The organism is Arenibaculum pallidiluteum (genome assembly GCF_017355985.1).
GTDB lineage: Bacteria > Pseudomonadota > Alphaproteobacteria > Azospirillales > Azospirillaceae > Arenibaculum > Arenibaculum pallidiluteum.
In genome coordinates, this window is the sequence record NZ_JAFIQU010000009.1 from 86,584 (window position 1) to 102,083 (window position 15,500).

The 15,500-nt window shown below is 69.3% G+C and carries 15 protein-coding genes and 1 riboswitch; of the genes, 6 read left to right on the forward strand and 9 right to left on the reverse strand.

Features of this window, described 5'->3' with window-relative positions:
- Positions 1-4: 4 nt before the first annotated feature.
- The 4 genes from JUB13_RS18425 to JUB13_RS18440 all read right to left on the reverse strand — a co-directional run bounded on the left by JUB13_RS18425 (position 5) and on the right by JUB13_RS18440 (position 5,198).
- A complete protein-coding gene (locus JUB13_RS18425) occupies positions 5-1,690 on the reverse strand; it encodes an ABC transporter ATP-binding protein (protein ID WP_207481559.1) in 1,686 nt (561 codons plus the stop codon).
- Entirely contained in the window at positions 1,687-2,574 is an 888-nt protein-coding gene (locus tag JUB13_RS18430; RefSeq protein ID WP_207481560.1) for an ABC transporter permease, read from the reverse strand. Before JUB13_RS18430 ends, JUB13_RS18425 begins: the two co-directional genes overlap by 4 nt.
- Positions 2,574-3,515: an ABC transporter permease gene (locus tag JUB13_RS18435; protein WP_207481563.1), complete on the reverse strand. Its 942-nt coding sequence runs from the start codon at positions 3,513-3,515 to the stop codon at positions 2,574-2,576. Before JUB13_RS18435 ends, JUB13_RS18430 begins: the two co-directional genes overlap by 1 nt.
- A 72-nt stretch (positions 3,516-3,587) precedes the next feature.
- A complete protein-coding gene (locus tag JUB13_RS18440) occupies positions 3,588-5,198 on the reverse strand; it encodes an ABC transporter substrate-binding protein (RefSeq protein ID WP_207481565.1) in 1,611 nt (536 codons plus the stop codon).
- Between the two features lie 248 nt (positions 5,199-5,446).
- Positions 5,447-5,537, reverse strand: a riboswitch (glycine riboswitch).
- 283 nt (positions 5,538-5,820) lie between these two features.
- Here JUB13_RS18440 and JUB13_RS18445 point away from each other — a divergent pair.
- Positions 5,821-6,105, forward strand: coding sequence for a hypothetical protein (locus tag JUB13_RS18445; protein WP_207481566.1), 285 nt, complete (start codon positions 5,821-5,823; stop codon positions 6,103-6,105).
- A 36-nt stretch (positions 6,106-6,141) separates the two neighbouring features.
- Here JUB13_RS18445 and JUB13_RS18450 read toward each other — a convergent pair whose 3' ends face one another.
- Positions 6,142-7,485, reverse strand: a complete 1,344-nt coding sequence (locus JUB13_RS18450; RefSeq protein ID WP_207481567.1) for a glutamine synthetase family protein — start codon at positions 7,483-7,485, stop codon at positions 6,142-6,144.
- 179 nt (positions 7,486-7,664) lie between these two features.
- Between JUB13_RS18450 and JUB13_RS18455 the strand changes: the two genes are divergently transcribed.
- Positions 7,665-7,991, forward strand: a complete 327-nt coding sequence (locus JUB13_RS18455) for a peptidoglycan-binding domain-containing protein (protein ID WP_207481568.1) — start codon at positions 7,665-7,667, stop codon at positions 7,989-7,991.
- A 245-nt stretch (positions 7,992-8,236) separates the two neighbouring features.
- Entirely contained in the window at positions 8,237-9,676 is a 1,440-nt protein-coding gene (locus JUB13_RS18460) for a sensor histidine kinase (RefSeq protein WP_207481569.1), read from the forward strand.
- Here the strand turns inward: JUB13_RS18460 and JUB13_RS18465 are convergent.
- On the reverse strand, positions 9,643-10,269 hold the full coding sequence (locus JUB13_RS18465; protein WP_207481572.1) for a response regulator transcription factor: 627 nt from the start codon (positions 10,267-10,269) through the stop codon (positions 9,643-9,645). The genes JUB13_RS18460 and JUB13_RS18465 overlap by 34 nt on opposite strands.
- Positions 10,270-10,385: 116 nt before the next feature.
- On the opposite strand from JUB13_RS18465, the gene JUB13_RS18470 reads away from it, so the two are divergent.
- From JUB13_RS18470 to JUB13_RS18480, 3 genes are all read left to right on the forward strand, one after another.
- Entirely contained in the window at positions 10,386-10,655 is a 270-nt protein-coding gene (locus JUB13_RS18470; protein WP_207481574.1) for a hypothetical protein, read from the forward strand.
- A 160-nt stretch (positions 10,656-10,815) separates the two neighbouring features.
- The gene (locus tag JUB13_RS18475; RefSeq protein ID WP_207481575.1) at positions 10,816-11,616 is read left to right on the forward strand and encodes a phosphatase PAP2 family protein; all 801 of its coding nucleotides are present in this window, start codon (positions 10,816-10,818) and stop codon (positions 11,614-11,616) included.
- Positions 11,617-11,618: 2 nt separating this feature from the next.
- Complete coding sequence (locus JUB13_RS18480; protein ID WP_328702964.1) at positions 11,619-12,896, forward strand: NAD(P)/FAD-dependent oxidoreductase; 1,278 nt, start codon at positions 11,619-11,621, stop codon at positions 12,894-12,896.
- Positions 12,897-12,909: 13 nt separating this feature from the next.
- On the opposite strand, the gene JUB13_RS18485 is transcribed toward JUB13_RS18480, so the two are convergent.
- The 3 genes from JUB13_RS18485 to JUB13_RS18495 form a co-directional block, all read right to left on the reverse strand.
- Positions 12,910-13,275 carry an SPW repeat protein gene (locus tag JUB13_RS18485; protein ID WP_207481577.1) on the reverse strand — a complete coding sequence of 122 codons (366 nt, stop codon included), beginning with the start codon at positions 13,273-13,275 and terminating at the stop codon, positions 12,910-12,912.
- A gap of 114 nt (positions 13,276-13,389) precedes the next feature.
- Entirely contained in the window at positions 13,390-13,860 is a 471-nt protein-coding gene (locus tag JUB13_RS18490) for an Hsp20 family protein (RefSeq protein ID WP_207481579.1), read from the reverse strand.
- 203 nt (positions 13,861-14,063) lie between these two features.
- Complete coding sequence (locus JUB13_RS18495; protein WP_207481581.1) at positions 14,064-15,392, reverse strand: aspartate aminotransferase family protein; 1,329 nt, start codon at positions 15,390-15,392, stop codon at positions 14,064-14,066.
- Positions 15,393-15,500: the final 108 nt, after the last annotated feature.

A 15,500-nucleotide genomic window follows, 5' to 3' on the forward strand; every position in this document is an offset into this window, starting at 1 on the left:
GGGATCAATGGCCTCCGGAAGGCTTTGCGACGTCGGCCACGGGAGCTGCTGCCGGAGCGGCCGGCTCGCGCGGCATGAAGCGGGCGAAGTCCCAGTCGCGGCCCGGTGCCGCGTCGAGGAGCTGACGCGTATAGGCCTGGCGGGGCGCGGTCAGGACCTCGGACGCCGCCCCGTACTCGACGATGCGGCCCTTCTGCATCACGGCGATGTCGTCGCAGATCTGGGCCGCCACCCGCAGGTCGTGCGTGATGAAGAGCAGCGAGACGCCGAGCCGCTCCTGGATGTCGTCCAGCAGCGCGAGCACCTGCGCCTGGACCGAGACGTCCAGGGCCGACACCGCCTCGTCCGCCACGAGCACGTCGGGCTCCATGGCGAGCGCGCGGGCGATGGCGATCCGCTGGCGCTGCCCTCCCGAGAACTGGTGGGGATAGCGCGTGATCGCGTCCGGCGGCAGGCCGACGATCTCCAGAAGCGAGCGGGCGCGGGCAAAGGCGGCGTCGCGCGGGACGCCGTAGTTCGTCGGCCCCTCGGCGATGCTCTCGCCGACGGTGACGCGCGGGTTCAGGGACCGGTACGGGTCCTGGAAGACCATCTGGATCCGCTTGCGATGCGGCTGCAGAGCCGAGCGCGACAGGCTCGAGATGTCCCGCCCCTTCACGCGGATGGCGCCGGCGGTCGGGTCGACCAGCCGCATGACGCAGCGCGCGACAGTCGACTTGCCCGACCCGCTCTCGCCGACGATCCCGAGCGTGCGCCCGCGCCGAAGCGCGAAGCTGACGGCCTCGGCGGCAACGGTCTCCTCGGCCCGGCGCAGGAAGCGCCGCCGCGCATAGACCTTCCCGAGCTCGACCGTCTCCAGCACGATCTCGGCGCTGGCCACGGGGCGCGGGGCGCGGGGCGTCAGGCTCGGAACCGCGGAGAGCAGCCTGCGCGTATAGTCCTTTCGCGGCGCGCGCAGGATCGCGTCGACGGTGTCGGTCTCGACGACCGTGCCCTGATGCATCACGCAGACGCGATCGGCGATCTCGGCGACCACCCCCATGTCGTGGGTGATGAAGAGAACCGAGGTGCCCTGCTTCTCCTGGAGCTCGTGGACGAGGCGCAGGATCTCCTTCTGGGTCGTCACGTCGAGAGCCGTGGTCGGCTCGTCGGCAATCAGGAGCTTCGGCTCGAGGATCAGCGCCATGGCGATCATGATGCGCTGGCGCTGGCCGCCCGAGAGCTGGTGCGGATAGGAGGCGAAGACGCGCGCGACGTCCGGCAGGTGGACCTGCTCCAGCATCGACAGGACGCGCCGGCGCCGCTCGGCCGGCGTCAGGGACGTGTGGGCGCGCAGGACCTCATCGATCTGGCGTCCGACCGGCATGACGGGGTTCAGCGCCGTCATGGGCTCCTGGAAGATCATGGCCATGCGGCTGGCCCGCAGGGCCCTCAGGCGCCGCCTGTCGGCGGCCAGCAGGTCCTCGCCCTCCAGCAGCACCCGGCCCGACCGCGCCACCAGCGCGCCGCGCGGCAGCAGCCCCATCACCGCCAGCGACGTGACGGACTTGCCCGATCCGCTTTCGCCGACCAGGCACAGCGTCTCGCCGGCCGCGATGTCGAGCGAGACGCCGTCGAGGACGATGGGCGAGGCGGCATCGGGACCGATGCCGACCACGAGGTCGCGGACGGACAGGATGGGGGCGCTCACCGCTCCGCTCCGCGCTGCTTGAGCCGCGGGTCGAGGATGTCGCGAAGCGAATCCCCCAGAAGGTTGATGGAGAGGATGCAGACGGACAGCAGCAGGCCCGGCCAGAAGATCAGCGACGGCCTGATCTGGAAGTACATCCGCCCCTCCGCCATGATGTTGCCCCAGGACGGCGTCTCGGTGCTTATGCCGGCGCCCAGGAACGACAGGATCGCCTCGGTCAGGATCGCCGAGGCGCAGACATAGGTCCCCTGCACGATCAGCGGCGCCAGGGTGTTCGGCATCAGATGCCGGCGAAGGATTCGCGGCAGGCTGCTGCCGAGCGAGATCGCCGCCTCCACATAGGGCTCCTCCCGCGCCGACAGGACGATGGACCGCACGAGCCGGACGATGCGCGGGACCTCGGGGATGGTGATGGCCATCAGCACCGTCCAGATGCTGGCGCCGGACAGCGAGACAATGGCGACGGCGAGCAGCAGGCTCGGGATCGCCATCATCCCGTCCATGATCCGCATCAGCACCGAATCCAGGGTCCGGAAGAACCCCGCCAGCAGGCCGAGCGGCAGGCCCACGGCGACCGTGATCACGGTGACGCCGACGCCCACCATCAGCGAGATCCGCGCTCCGTAGAGGATCCGCGAGAGCAGGTCGCGGCCGAACGCGTCCGTGCCGAGCGGATAGGCCTCGCTCGGCGGCTTCAGGCGCTGCGATGGCATCATCTGCAGGGGATCGTGCGGCGCCAGGGCTCCCGCGAGCAGGGCCGCCGCGACGATCAGCAGCAGGATCCCGCCCGCGAGCACGGGCGCGAGGCGTCGCAGCGACAGGTTCCGGCCGCGCCGCTGCGCGGGGCCGGCGACCGGCGCCGCGTGGGTGTCGGTCTCGGCCATCAGTAGCGGATCCTCGGGTCCAGGAGGCTGTAGGAGAGGTCGATGACCAGGTTTATGAGCACGTAGAGCGCGCTCGTCAGCAGGATCAGCCCCTGGATCACGGGATAGTCGCGGGCCAGGATCGCATCCACCGTGAGGCGCCCGATTCCGGGAACGTTGAAGACGCTCTCGGTCACGACGACGCCCGAGATCAGCAGCGCGAAACCGGTCCCGATCACCGTCATGATCGGCACGGCGGCGTTCCGCAGGGCGTGGCGGAAGAGCACCGCCGTCTCGCGCAGGCCCTTGGCGCGCGCCGTTCGCACATAGTCCTCGCCGAGCACCTCGAGCATGCTGGCCCGGGTCATGCGGGCGATCAGCGCGACGTAGATCGAGGCGAGGGCGAGCGAAGGCAGCGTCGCGCGCTGCAGGAACGGCCCGATCCCGTCCGAAATGCTGCGGAAGCCCTGCACCGGGAACCACTTCAGGTCGATCGCGAAGATCTGGATCAGGATGTAGCCGATCACGAAGACCGGCACGGAAAAGCCCAGCACCGAGAAGCTCATGACTGCCTTGTCGGTAATGCCGCCATGGCGCCAGGCCGCGAGGACGCCGAGCGGGACGGCAATCAGGATCGACAGGAGAAGCGTCAGCAGCGCCAGGCTGATCGTCGGCTCGATCCGCTGGGCGATCAGCGTCGTGACCGGCGTCTGGGAGATCAGCGACGTGCCGAGGTCGCCCCGCAGGAGCTGGCCGATCCAGCTTACGAACTGGACGATCACCGGCTTGTCGAGGCCGAGCGAGGCGCGGATGCGGGCCAGCTGCTCCGGCGTCGCCATGTCGCCGGCCAGGACCGCCGCGGGATCGCCCGGAGTCAGGCGCAGCAACAGGAACACGAAGACTGCGACCACGACCATCACGGGGATCGCGGCCAAGATGCGGCGCAGGAGATAGCCGGGCATCGGAGCTCCTCGACAGCCTCGCGGCGGGGCCCCGGCACCTCGGCGCCGGGGCCCGTCTTCACGCGGGTTCGCTCACTTCGACTTCTTCACGTTCCAGAAGATCGGCACGGGGGCCTTCACGATCCCTGTCAGCGATTTCCGCCAGGCCGCGGGCGAGGTGTACTGCCCGAGCGGGATGTAGTTCACGGTCTCGTAGGCATGGGTCTGGATCGCGACCGCGGCCTCCTTCTGCGCCTCGGGCGTCTTGGCCTGCACGAAGGCGTTGCGGAGCTGCTCCAGCTTGGGATCGTCGGGCCAGCCGAACCAGGCACCCTTCGGGCCGCGGCCGTTCAGCATGGGGTTCACCAGGGGTGTCCAGACCTCGGGGATCACCCAGTTGGTGAAGAACATGTTCCAGCCGCCCTGAGACGGCGGGTTCTGGCTCGCCCGCCGTCCGACCAGCGTCTGCCAGTCCATGGGTTGGAGGTCCACGTTGAACCCGGCCTTGCGCAGGAGCTGGGCCGCGACGACCGGCTGGGGGCTGACGCTCGTCACGTCGGTGGGCTGCATCAGGACGATGGGCGTCCCGTCGTAGCCGGCCTCCTTCAGGAGCCGCTGCGCCTCCTTGGGATCGCCCTTCTTCGTGATGGGGCCGGCGCCCGAATCGCTCGCGAGGGGAACGCCGCAGCCGTACATGGACGCGCAGGCCGAGTAGTATTCGGGGTTGCCCACCAGCGCCTGGAGCACGTCCTCCTGGTTCATCGCCAGCAGGGCGGCCCGGCGGATCGTGGGATTGTTGAAGGGCGGATGGAGGAAGTTCATCCGGCCCATGGTCTGGTAGCCGAGCTCGTTGAAGATGTCGACGGTGATGTCCTCGTTGCCCTCCATGATCGGAAGCAGGTCGACCGGCGGCTGCTCCATGTAGTCGATCTCGCCGGACATCAGCGCGTTGATCGCGGTCTGGGCGTCGGGCATCGTCACCCACTCGACCCGGTCGACATTCACGACCTTGCCGCCGGCGAGCCAGTCCACGGGCTCGCTGCGCGGCTTGTATTCCTTGAACTTCTCGTAGACGACCTTGACGCCCGGCTGGAATTCGCCCGCCACGAAACGGAAGGGGCCGGACCCGATTTGCTCCGGGATGGCCTCGGTCGGCGCGGTCGAGGCGATCCGCTTCGGCATCATGAACGCCGGAACGGCCGAGGGCTTGGCGATCATGTCCAGCGTGTAGGCGAAGGGTTCCTTCAGCTTCAGCGTAATGGTGCGCGCGTCGGCCGCGGCCAGGGACTCGGTTCGGTCCATCAGCATCTGGCCGCCCGCGTCGCGGGCCGCCCAGCGCTTCAGGGACACGACGCAGTCCTCGGCGGTGACGGGCGTTCCGTCGTGCCAGAGCAGCCCGTCCCGCAAGGTGAAGGTATAGGTGAGGCCGTCCTCCGAAACCTTGTACTCCGCCATCTGGGGCTGCGGCCGGTACTTGCTGTCCATGGCCAGCAAGGTGTCGAAGACCATGTAGCCGTGATTGCGGCTGATATGCGCCGTGGTGATGATCGGGTCGAGGATCCGCACCCCCGAATGCATGACCGCCGTCACGGTCTGCGCCTGCGCCGGCCTGTCGGACATGCCCGACAGAGCAAGGGCGGAGAGGAAAAGAAGCGAGGCTCCCTTTAACCAGCGGCGCGGACGCGCATCGACATCGGCATGCATGCGGCAGGCTCCCTGTTATGTGGTTGTGAAGGCGTCAGGTCTTCGTCTTTGCGGCGCGACATCTCCCCTCCGTCCAGGGCGGACGGCGAATACAGGCGTCCGGAGAGCCCGCGGAGGCGGTTCTCCGTCTTTCGGCCGTGCGGCCGCGTGCCCTGCTGTCTCGGGGCCTGAGAGATTCACCGGCCGCCAGGGCGGCGATCCGGCTTGCTCCGTCGGCGGGCGGCCACTGACCGCCACTTTCCAGCGCGTCTCGCATCGCGATCCTTTTGCCTGAGAGTTTCCTGGGCGGTTGCCCCTTCGGCGGCGCCTTCGGGAGGCGCTCTCTCTCGCGATACGGGAATACTAAAAATGCATTATGACGGTTTGCAACCCGCCAAATGCACGGAGATCGAGAATCCCGATCATTGCCCAAGGTTATGACGCCTTGAACCGGATCAGGGCAGGTTTTGCCCGATTCTCGCGCAGATCATGCGGAGCCGGCCGCCGCGATCGAGCGTATTTTGCTAAAAACGGGGCCTCGATTTGATGCGAGGCAGCGGCTCCTTGTGGCGGGCGCCCCCTGCCCCGGAACCGCGTCCTCCCGCGGCTGTTGGGAGCCGCACCCAAACCTAGGGAGGAGACCATGGCGACACCCAAGCATCCGCAGGGCGGCGGCTCGATCACGCCGCAGACGGAAGGCGGCGCCCACCCGCGCGGAACCGACGCGAAGAACTACACCCGCGAGTCGCAGGACCAGCCTGGTCCGGACACGCCCGCGAAGGGCGAGCACATCTTTCCCGACGACGGGCGGCCGCAGGATCCCACGCAGGTTCCGGACGCCCGCCGCAATCCCGGGATCATGTCCTCGGGCGGGACGACCGACAGCGGCGAGCCCGGCATCGACGAGCGCGACGCCGACGCCTCCTGACAGGGCTGGCGCCGGCCCCCTGCGGGCGGGGGATCCTTACACGTTGAGCAGCAGGTTCTCCCGCTCCCAGGAGCTGATCACGCGCTGATACGCATCATATTCGGCTTGCTTCACATAGCTGACCGCCGAGACGAAGCGGTCGCCGAATATCTCGCGCAGCGGCTTGCTGGCATTGAACTTGTTCAGGGCGTCGAACTGGTGCCGCGGCAGGCTGAAGGCCAGCCGGTGCGCGCTTCCCTTCACGGGGTCCGACGGCTCCAGCTCGTGCGCGATGCCGAGATAGCCGCAGGCCAGCGACGCCGCGATCGCCAGATAGGGGTTCGCGTCGGCGCCGGCCACACGGTTCTCGACGCGCCGGGATTCCGCCGACGACACCGGCACGCGGAAGCCCACCGTGCGGTTGTCCCGGCCCCAATGGACGTTGATCGGCGCGTCCGATCCAGCCACGAGCCGCCGATAGGAGTTCACGTTGGGCGCCAGCAGCGGCATGGCCGAGGGCAGGTAGCGCTGCAGGCCCGCGATGTAGTGCATAAATAGCTGCGAGTCCGACCCGTCCGCCTCGGCGAACAGGTTCCGCCCGGTCTCGCGCTCGACGAGGCTCTGGTGCACGTGCATGGCGCTGCCGGGCTCGTTCTGCATCGGCTTGGCCATGAAGGTCGCGTAGACGCTGTGGCGAATCGCCGTCTCGCGCACGGTGCGCTTGAACAGGAAGACCTGATCGGCGAGTTCCAGCGCGTCGCCGTGGTTGAAGTTGATCTCGATCTGCGCCGCCCCGGCCTCGTGGGACAGGGTGTCGATGTCGATGTTCTGCGCCTCGCAGTAGTCGTAGACGTCCTCGAAGATGGGGTCGAACTCGTTCACGGCGTCGATGCCGTAGGCCTGACGGCCGCTCTCGGTGCGCCCCGAGCGCCCGGTGGGCGGCATCAGCGGGTAGTCCGGGTCCTTGTTGATCTGGACCAGGAAGAATTCGAGCTCGGGCGCGACGATGGGCGACCAGCCGCGCTTCTCGTAGAGCTCGAGCACGCGGCGCAGCACCCAGCGGGGCGAGATGTCGACGGGCGAGCCGTCGGCGTAGAAGCAGTCGCAGACCACCTGGGCGGTGGCCTCCTTGTACCAGGGCACGAGGCGCACGGTCCGCTCGTCCGGGACCATGTAGATGTCCGAATTCGCAGGGCTGGTGACGTCTTCCTCGTCGGGGAAGTCGCCCGTCACCGTCTGCACGAATGTCGATTCCGGCAGGCGCAGCCCGCGCTCGCGCAGGATCCGCAGGAACTTCTCGGCGGGCAGGATCTTGCCCCGTGCCACCCCCGACATGTCGGGGACCAGACACTCGACCTCGGTGATACGATGCTCCCGGATGAACTGGTTCAGGGAATCCATAACGCTTCCGCGCCTTGCGCCCTGCGGGCGCCCGGCCGTCTCCATGTCGCCTCTGATATCCGCTATGATGCCGCCACGCGCGGACGGGCGCCAGCTTTCGCTCGGCGGATCACCGGGGAGATGGGGCGCTCCCGTCTGTTGGCGTGCCGTGGAAACCATAGTCGAGCGGAGCACACCCGATGACGCGGAAAGCAGCCCTGATCGCGGCGATCCTTCTCCTGCCGGTGCCGGCAGGGGCCGCGGTCCCCGACACCTGGTGGAGCCAGGAGCTGCCGCCGGACGCCATGCGGCAGGTGCTGCCTGACGTGCAGACGAAGCTGAAGACCGCCGGCTGCTACGGCGGGTCCGTGGACGGCCGCTACGGCCCGCAGACACGCAGCGCCATCATCGCATGGCAGAAGGCCGCCGGCGTTCCCCAGACAGGGATCGTCTCCGAGCCGCTGACGCAGTCGGTGGGAACCATGAACCTCCGCTGCGCGCCGACTGGACGATCGACGCGCCGCTGACAGGCACCGCCCGCCGGGGCCGGGCGGCCCCGGCGTTCCGTCCGCGCCTTTGCACTGCGGCACAGTCCGGTGGAGAATGGCTGCGATGGGGCTGGGCGGAGCGGATCTTGAACCTTCTCTCGGGCGGGGTGGACGTCGCTGAGGCAGGAAAGCCGACGGCGGGACATCCGACAGCTGGGCATCCGACAGCCGGGCATCAGGCGGCAGGGCATCGGGCAACAGGGCAGCAGACGGCCCGATGGGTCATGCGGCGCAGCCTCCTGGTGCTGGCGGCCCTCGGCGCTCTGACGGGGCTGACGCAGGGGGCCTTCTGGACGGTCATGTCCTCGCACCACACGACGCTGACCCTGGTCAAGGTCAGCGGGCGCCAGGGCCTGCTCTCGCAGCATGCGGTGCTCCAGGCGATGCTGATGGCCCATGCCGAGACCGCCAAGGACTACGAGACGGCATGGCGTGCCCTGGCGCAGGCGACGGCAGAACTGGCGGACGCCCACGGCCAGCTCGCGAATGCCGCGACCGAGGACGGCGATCCCCTTCTTCTGTCGCTCTACTTCGACCCCGAGACCGGACTGGACCGTCCGATGCGGCGTGCCCTCGCCGTGCTGGAGCGCATCGCCGGCGCCCCGACGCTCGCGCTTCGCCCCGGCAGCCCCGAGCTGGCCGAGATCGTCGCAGTGATGCCGACCGAGCTTCTCGAGCGCATCGGCCGGACGGTCCGCGAATACCAGGAGATCGACGAGGCGGCGCACCACCGCCTGGCCGCGCTCAATTTGGCGACGCTGCTGCTGACCCTGCTGACCCTCGTCGCCGCGGCGCTCTGGGTATTCCGGCCGACCGCAAGGCTGGTGCAGCGCCAGGTCGACGAGATCGCCGCCATGAACGGGCAGCTCGCGCGGTGGGGCGCCGAGCTGGAGACCCAGGTGGATGCGCGGACCCGGGAGCTGGACGCCGCACGACGGCGTGCCGAGCGGGCCTCGGAGGCCAAGTCGCGCTTCCTTGCCATGGCGAGCCACGATCTGCTCTCGCCGCTGGAAGCCATGGGCCTGTTCATGCGCGCGCTGGGCCGGCGAATCGAGACGGACCCCCAGGCCGAGGCCATCCTTTCCGACATGCGTGCGGCGAAGGACGGCATGCGGCGTCTGTTGCGCGCGCTGCTCGACCTTGCGGCGGCCGAGACGGGGGCGGTGCGGCCGGTCCCCCGGGCGACCGGCCTGATGCCCGTGCTTCAGCGGCTGGGCCGCGAGCTCGGCCCGCAGGCCGAGGCCAAGGGACTTCGGCTCATCGTCGGCCGCACAACGGCGACGGCCCTGACCGATCCCGACCTGCTGGAGCGCATCCTGCGCAACCTGCTGGGCAACGCCGTGCGCTACACGCGCTCCGGCGGCGTGCTGCTCGGCTGCCGTCGGCGCGGGAACGAGCTCCGCGTCGAGGTCTGGGACACCGGCCCCGGCATCGCCGAGTCCGACCAGGAACGCATCTTCGAGGAGTTCGCCCAGCTCGCCACCGAGGGCCGCGACCGGAGCCAGGGAATCGGCCTCGGCCTCGCGATCGCCGACAGGCTTGCGCGCCTGCTTGGCCACAGGCTCGAGCTGCAATCGCGACTCGGCCGCGGCTCGGTCTTCGCCGTGGTGATGCCAGCGGCCGATGCGCCTCAGAAGCCCGAGGGCCGGCCCCAGCTCTTATAGGCGAGCACGGCCTGGGTGCGGCTCTCGACGCCCAGGGTACGGAAGATCGCAGCGAGGTGCGACTTGACCGTGGGCAGCTCCAGTCCCAGCCGCTCGCCGATGTCCTTGTTCGTCAGCCCCTGCGCCAGCAGCTCGAGGACGTCGCGCTGGCGGCGGCTCAACTGCTCGATGCCGCCGGCGCTGCTGGACGAGACGGTCCCCAGCCCGAGCTCCGGCGGGATGTATCCACCGCCGGAGATCACCAGGCGCAGGATGCCCACCATCTGCTCGCCTTCGGTGGACTTCGGGATGAAGGCCTTCGCCCCCGCGGACAGGACCGTCCGCATCTCGTCGGGGTTGGTGGTCATGGAGATCACGGCGACCGGCGCCGGCGCGGCCCTGCGGCAGATTCCCGCCATGTCGCCCGGGCCGACATAGCCAGGCATCCAGAGATCGGCGATCACGAGATCCGGCTTCGCCCCCTCCTCCAGGACGCGGGTCAGCGCGGCATAGCTCTCGGTCTCCTGGATCTCGGCCTGCGGATCGATCTCGGTGACGACATAGCGCAGACCGCTGCGGACGATCGAATGGTCGTCGGCAATCACCACGCGCATAAGACGCATTCCTGGGTTTGTTGGCGTCAGCAAACTGGGACAAGAGGTGCTCCGAGGTCAAGCGTCCCGGGTTTGTCGCTTGCAGCGGATCGGGAGTTCGCGTTAGGTCATGAGCCATGAAAACCCTCGGCCTCTTCGTCTTTCCTTTGGTCGCCTGCACGCTCGCGGCGTGCGGCCCGGTCGAACTCGTCGCGAGCGGCATCAGCGACGGAACGAAATATGTCGTGAAGCAGACCAACACTCAGAGCCAGGGCCAGCCCGCGCAGGCGGCACCGGCCACCGGCCAGCGTCCGGCCACGCAGAGCGCCGCTGCGCAGGACCGGGCGGCGCCCCCCGTGACGGCCGCGCCGGTCGCCAAGATCGGCAAGGCCGAACCGCTGCCCTGACCCGCGTGATTCCGCTGTTGTCCTCCTGAGCAGGCCGCCGCGGCGACCCCCGTGCGGAGCGTCCTGCAGGCCCTGGCCGACGCTGGACAGGCGCGATGCCACTTGCGATAAACGGGCGCCGCCGGATCTCCGGCGGCTTTCGCGTTCGAGGAGCGGTGGATTGCGGTTGCGGCTGGCCGAGGGATGGAACGCATTCCGGCCCGCCGGCCGGGCCGCCCGGCGCGCCCACTGGGTGGGCGCCGCGGCGCTGACCGCCCTGGTGCTCCTGATCCTGGTTCCCGGCATCGACATCGCGGTCTCGCGCCTATTTTTCGAGGCGGGGCGCGGCTTCATCTGGCGTGAACGTCCAGTTCCCGAATTCCTGCACGAGGCCATCCAGATCGGCGCGAGGGCGCTCTTCGCCGCGTTCCTGCTCGGGCTGGCGGCGACGCTGCTGCGCCGGTGGCGGGCCGGCTATGAGCGGCCGCTGCTCGGGCTCGCGTGCAGGGACTGGTTCTTCCTTCTGGCGACGCTGCTGCTGGCGCCGGGACTGCTTGCCAACACGGTGCTCAAGGACAACTGGGACCGCGCCCGGCCGTGGCAGGTCGAGGCCTTCGGCGGCAACCGCAACCATTCCCCACCCCTCGTCCTCTCGGACCAGTGCGACCACAACTGCTCCTTCGTGGCGGGCGACGCGGCCGTCGGATTCTACCTGCACGCCTTCGCCTATGTGGTCCGCCGCCGCTCGGGGCTGGTGCTCGCCGCCGGCTTCGCCGCGGGCAGCCTTGCTGGGCTGCTGCGGATCGGGATGGGCGGCCACTTCTTCAGCGATGTCGTCTTCGCCGGCATCTTCATGGTGCTGGCGGTCGGGCTGATCCACGCGCTTCTGTACGGGCCGCGGGCGACCGCGGCACGATGGCGCGGCTGGATGCCGTGGCTTCTCGGCTCCGAGGGGCCCGACGGGCGCCGGGAAGGACGATAGCCGTGTCCCGCCTTCCTCACGCGGCCTCGTGGTACTCCGCGACGGCGACGCCGGTGCCGGACCGCCCCGCGCTCGAGGGGCCGGTCGAGTGCGACGTCTGCGTGATCGGTGCCGGCTACACCGGGCTGTCCGCCGCGCTGCACCTCGCGGAGCGCGGCTACTCGGTCGTCCTGCTGGAGGCCCAGCGGGTCGGCTGGGGCGCGTCCGGCCGAAACGGCGGGCAGATCGTCACCGGCTTCAATCCGTCGATCGGCACGCTCGCCCGCCTGGTCGGCCGGGAGGACGCGCACCGGCTCTGGGAGATGAGCGAGGAGGCCAAGGCGCTGATCGCCGAGCGGGTCGCCCGGCACGCCATCGATTGCGACCTGCGCTGGGGATACCTGTTCGCTGCCACGAAGCAGCGCCACGAGCGCGACCTGGCGGCGATCGAGCGCGAGTGGCGCGAGGACCTCGGCTATGCCAAGGCGCGCCGCGTCGGAGCCGATGAGGTGCGCGGCCTCGTCGCGTCCGAGCGCTATCTCGGCGGGCTTCTTGACGAGGGCTCCGGCCAGCTCCACCCGCTGAACTACGCGTTGGGCCTGGCCCGCGCCGCCGAGGCCGTCGGCGTCCGCATCTTCGAGGGATCGCCCGTTACTGAGATCGAGCGCGGCCCCCGACCTGCCGCCATCACGCCGGGCGGACGGGTCACGGCACGCTATCTGGCGATCGCGGCCAATGCCCGGGCCGACAGCGTCCTTCCCGAGCTCGGCGCGAGGATCATGCCTGTCTCGACCTACATCCTGACGACCGAACCCCTGGGCGAGGCGCGGGCCAGGGCGCTGATCCCGTCGGGACTGGCCGTAGCCGACGTGAACTTCGTGCTGAACTACTACCGCCTCACATCCGACCACCGGATGCTCTTCGGCGGCGGCGTCAGCTACAGCGGCCGCGACATGCCCGGCCTGGACAGCGCCCTGCGCCGCACCATGCTCCGCTATTTTCCGCAGCTCGCGGACGCGCGCACGGAGTTCTTCTGGGGTGGGCACGTCGCGATCACCATGAACCGGACGCCGCAGTTCGGCCGCGTCGATCCCAACATCCTGTTCGCCCAGGGCTATAGCGGCCACGGTGTCGCCCTCGCCGGCCTCGGCGGCAAGCTGATCGCCGAGGCGGTCGCGGGCACGGCGGAGCGGTTCGACGTCTTCGCCCGCATCCCCCATGCCCGTTTTCCCGGCGGGCATCTGCGCACGCCGCTGCTGGTCGCCGCCATGGCCTGGTACCGGCTGCGCGACCTCCTCTAGAGCCCGGAGGGCGTCAGGCGGCTACCCGAGGCGGATGGCGCGTCAGCCAGAGCTCGATCGCCGCCAGCGCCGCCACGCCCACGCCCACGCCGACATGGCTCCACATGGCGGCCGGAAGGCCGGCAAATCCCAGAACCCAGGGCGAGACCACCGCCCAGAGGCCGAGGACCAGGTTCGCCCACTCCTCCCACGTGGCGAAGGCGAAGACCGCGGCGACAGCGATGCCGCCGATCACGACGGCAGTCAGCCACGCGTTCCACGCCGCCGCGGACTGGCCGGCGAAGCCGAATACCCACGGCGCGCAAAACAACACCAGTGCGAGAACGGCATTGAGCACGTCGATGACCGATTCCTCACGTCTCCTTTCAAGCAAGCTCATTGCAGCCTCCATCCGGATCATGGGCATTCAGGCCGGCAGCCGCGCGCCACCGGCCTGCGCGGCCAGGTCACGCCCCATGCATGGCGGGGCGCTCGCGCGGACTGCCTGACCTGCTCAGGCCACCTTCTGCTCGATCTGTCTGGTCTGGTCTGCGCCGGGCGCCGCCGTCCCGATCGGGATCTGGCGGGGCCGCATGGCCTCGGGCAATTCGCGGACCAGCTCGATCCGCAGCAGGCCGCCGTCCAGGTTGGCCCGCTCGACGCGGACATAGTCGGCGAGATCGAAGCGCCGCTCGAAGTCGCCGAGCACGATGCCGCGATGCAGGACCTCGCCGGAGGTGGAGGCCTCCTTCCTGCGTCCGCGCACGCGAAGGACGTTGCGCTCGGTGCTGACCTCGATGTCATGGGGGCCGAAGCCCGCGACGGCCAGCGTGATGCGATAGCTGTCCTCGCCGGTCTTCTCGATGTCGTAGTGGGGAATGCTATCGACCGGCGCCAGGCGCGTCGCCTCGTCGAGCAGGTCGACCAGCCGGTCGAAGCCGATCAGAGAGCGGTACAGCGGAGAAAAGTCGACCACGGATCTCATAGCCACATCCTCCTTCGAGCAACATGGATACGAGCGGCAGCGGCTGGGCGCCGCGCCGATGCCGGGCCTGAGAAGAGGCCCCGGCAGATTCCGAGTTAATCAGCGGGCGGCGGGGATCAAGATCCCCGCCGGCGCCACCTTGGAGGTAATACCCCTGCGGCAAAAGAGGCCGCAGCCGGCCTGCGACCGGCTTGGGGAAGGGCTCAATCGACGGTCTGAAGGACCTCGCGGATCGTGGTGACGATCTGCTCGATCTGCCCGGGCTCGATGATCAGCGGCGGCGACAGGGCGATGATGTCTCCCGTGGTGCGGATCAGCACGCCGCGCTCGTAGCATTTCAGGAAGGTCTCGAAGGCGCGCTTGGTGGGCTGGCCCGGGATGCCCTCCAGCTCGATGGCCCCGACGAGGCCGATGTTCCGGCAGTCGATCACGTGCCGGGTACCCTTCAGCGAATGCATCGCGTCCGCCCAGGCGGGCGCCAGGTCAGCTGCGCGCTGGAACAGCCCCTCCTGCTGATAGATGTCGATCGTCGCGAGCGCCGCGGCGCAGGCCAGCGGATGGCCGGAATAGGTGTAGCCGTGGAACAGCTCGATGGCCTGCGGAGGACCCTGCATGAAGGCGTCGTAGATGCCCTTGCGAACGAAGACGGCGCCCATGGGCACCACGCCGTTTGTGATCCCCTTGGCCGTGGTGACCATGTCGGGAACGACGCCGAAATAGTCCACCGCGAAGGGTGCCCCCAGGCGGCCGAAGCCCGTGATGACCTCGTCGAAGATCAGCAGGATGCCGTGCCGGTCGCAGATCTCGCGCAGGCGCTGCAGATAGCCCCTCGGCGGAATCAGCACGCCGGTGGAGCCGGCGACGGGCTCGACGATCACGGCGGCAATGGTGGAGGCATCGTGCAGCGCGACGATCCGCTCGAGCTCATCGGCCAGGTGGGCGCCCCACTCCGGCTCGCCGCGGGTGAATGCCTGGTGCTCGCGCGAATAGGTCTGCGGCAGATGGTCGACGCCGTTGAGCAACGAGCCGAAGAACTTGCGGTTGTTCACGATGCCGCCGACGGAGATCCCGCCAAAGCCGACGCCGTGATAGCCGCGCTCGCGGCCGATCAGCCGGGTGCGGCTGCCCTCCCCGCGGGCGCGCTGGTAGGCCAGCGCGATCTTCAGGGCCGTGTCGACCGACTCCGAGCCGGAGTTCGTGTAGAAGACGTGGTCCAGGTCGCCCGGCAGCATGGCCGCAAGCCGGGCCGCCAGCTCGAAAGCCTTGGGATGGCCCATCTGGAAGGCAGGGGCGTAGTCCAGTTCGGCGACCTGCCGTCCGACCGCCTCGGCGATCTGCGGACGGGCATGACCGGCGTTCACGCACCACAGTCCCGCGGTCCCGTCCAGGATCTGCCGGCCGTCGCCGGAGGTGTAGTGCATGCCCTGGGCCGAAACCAGCATCCGCGGCGCCGCCTTGAATTGCCGGTTAGCCGTGAACGGCATCCAAAAGGCTTCGAGATTGTTCGGCGTGACAGGCGTGGCGCCGTCCATGGAGGCTACTCCTTCGGTTCCCTTCCGCGTGGCAAGAGCCTAGCCGCGGCGGAGCACCCTGGGCAAGCCGGCCGTCTTGCGGCACGCTCGGCCACGTCCAGGAGGAAG

What these genes read in the sequence shown, in the direction of transcription:
- JUB13_RS18430 (WP_207481560.1), bottom strand. Translation starts at nt 2,574, where the DNA reads ATGGCCGAGACCGACACCCACGCGGCGCCGGTCGCCGGCCCCGCGCAG.
- JUB13_RS18435 (WP_207481563.1), bottom strand. Translation starts at nt 3,515, where the DNA reads ATGCCCGGCTATCTCCTGCGCCGCATCTTGGCCGCGATCCCCGTGATG.
- JUB13_RS18440 (WP_207481565.1), bottom strand. Translation starts at nt 5,198, where the DNA reads ATGCATGCCGATGTCGATGCGCGTCCGCGCCGCTGGTTAAAGGGAGCC.
- JUB13_RS18445 (WP_207481566.1), top strand. Translation starts at nt 5,821, where the DNA reads ATGGCGACACCCAAGCATCCGCAGGGCGGCGGCTCGATCACGCCGCAG.
- JUB13_RS18450 (WP_207481567.1), bottom strand. Translation starts at nt 7,485, where the DNA reads ATGGATTCCCTGAACCAGTTCATCCGGGAGCATCGTATCACCGAGGTC.
- JUB13_RS18455 (WP_207481568.1), top strand. Translation starts at nt 7,665, where the DNA reads ATGACGCGGAAAGCAGCCCTGATCGCGGCGATCCTTCTCCTGCCGGTG.
- JUB13_RS18460 (WP_207481569.1), top strand. Translation starts at nt 8,237, where the DNA reads ATGCGGCGCAGCCTCCTGGTGCTGGCGGCCCTCGGCGCTCTGACGGGG.
- JUB13_RS18465 (WP_207481572.1), bottom strand. Translation starts at nt 10,269, where the DNA reads ATGCGCGTGGTGATTGCCGACGACCATTCGATCGTCCGCAGCGGTCTG.
- JUB13_RS18470 (WP_207481574.1), top strand. Translation starts at nt 10,386, where the DNA reads ATGAAAACCCTCGGCCTCTTCGTCTTTCCTTTGGTCGCCTGCACGCTC.
- JUB13_RS18485 (WP_207481577.1), bottom strand. Translation starts at nt 13,275, where the DNA reads ATGAGCTTGCTTGAAAGGAGACGTGAGGAATCGGTCATCGACGTGCTC.
- JUB13_RS18490 (WP_207481579.1), bottom strand. Translation starts at nt 13,860, where the DNA reads ATGAGATCCGTGGTCGACTTTTCTCCGCTGTACCGCTCTCTGATCGGC.
- JUB13_RS18495 (WP_207481581.1), bottom strand. Translation starts at nt 15,392, where the DNA reads ATGGACGGCGCCACGCCTGTCACGCCGAACAATCTCGAAGCCTTTTGG.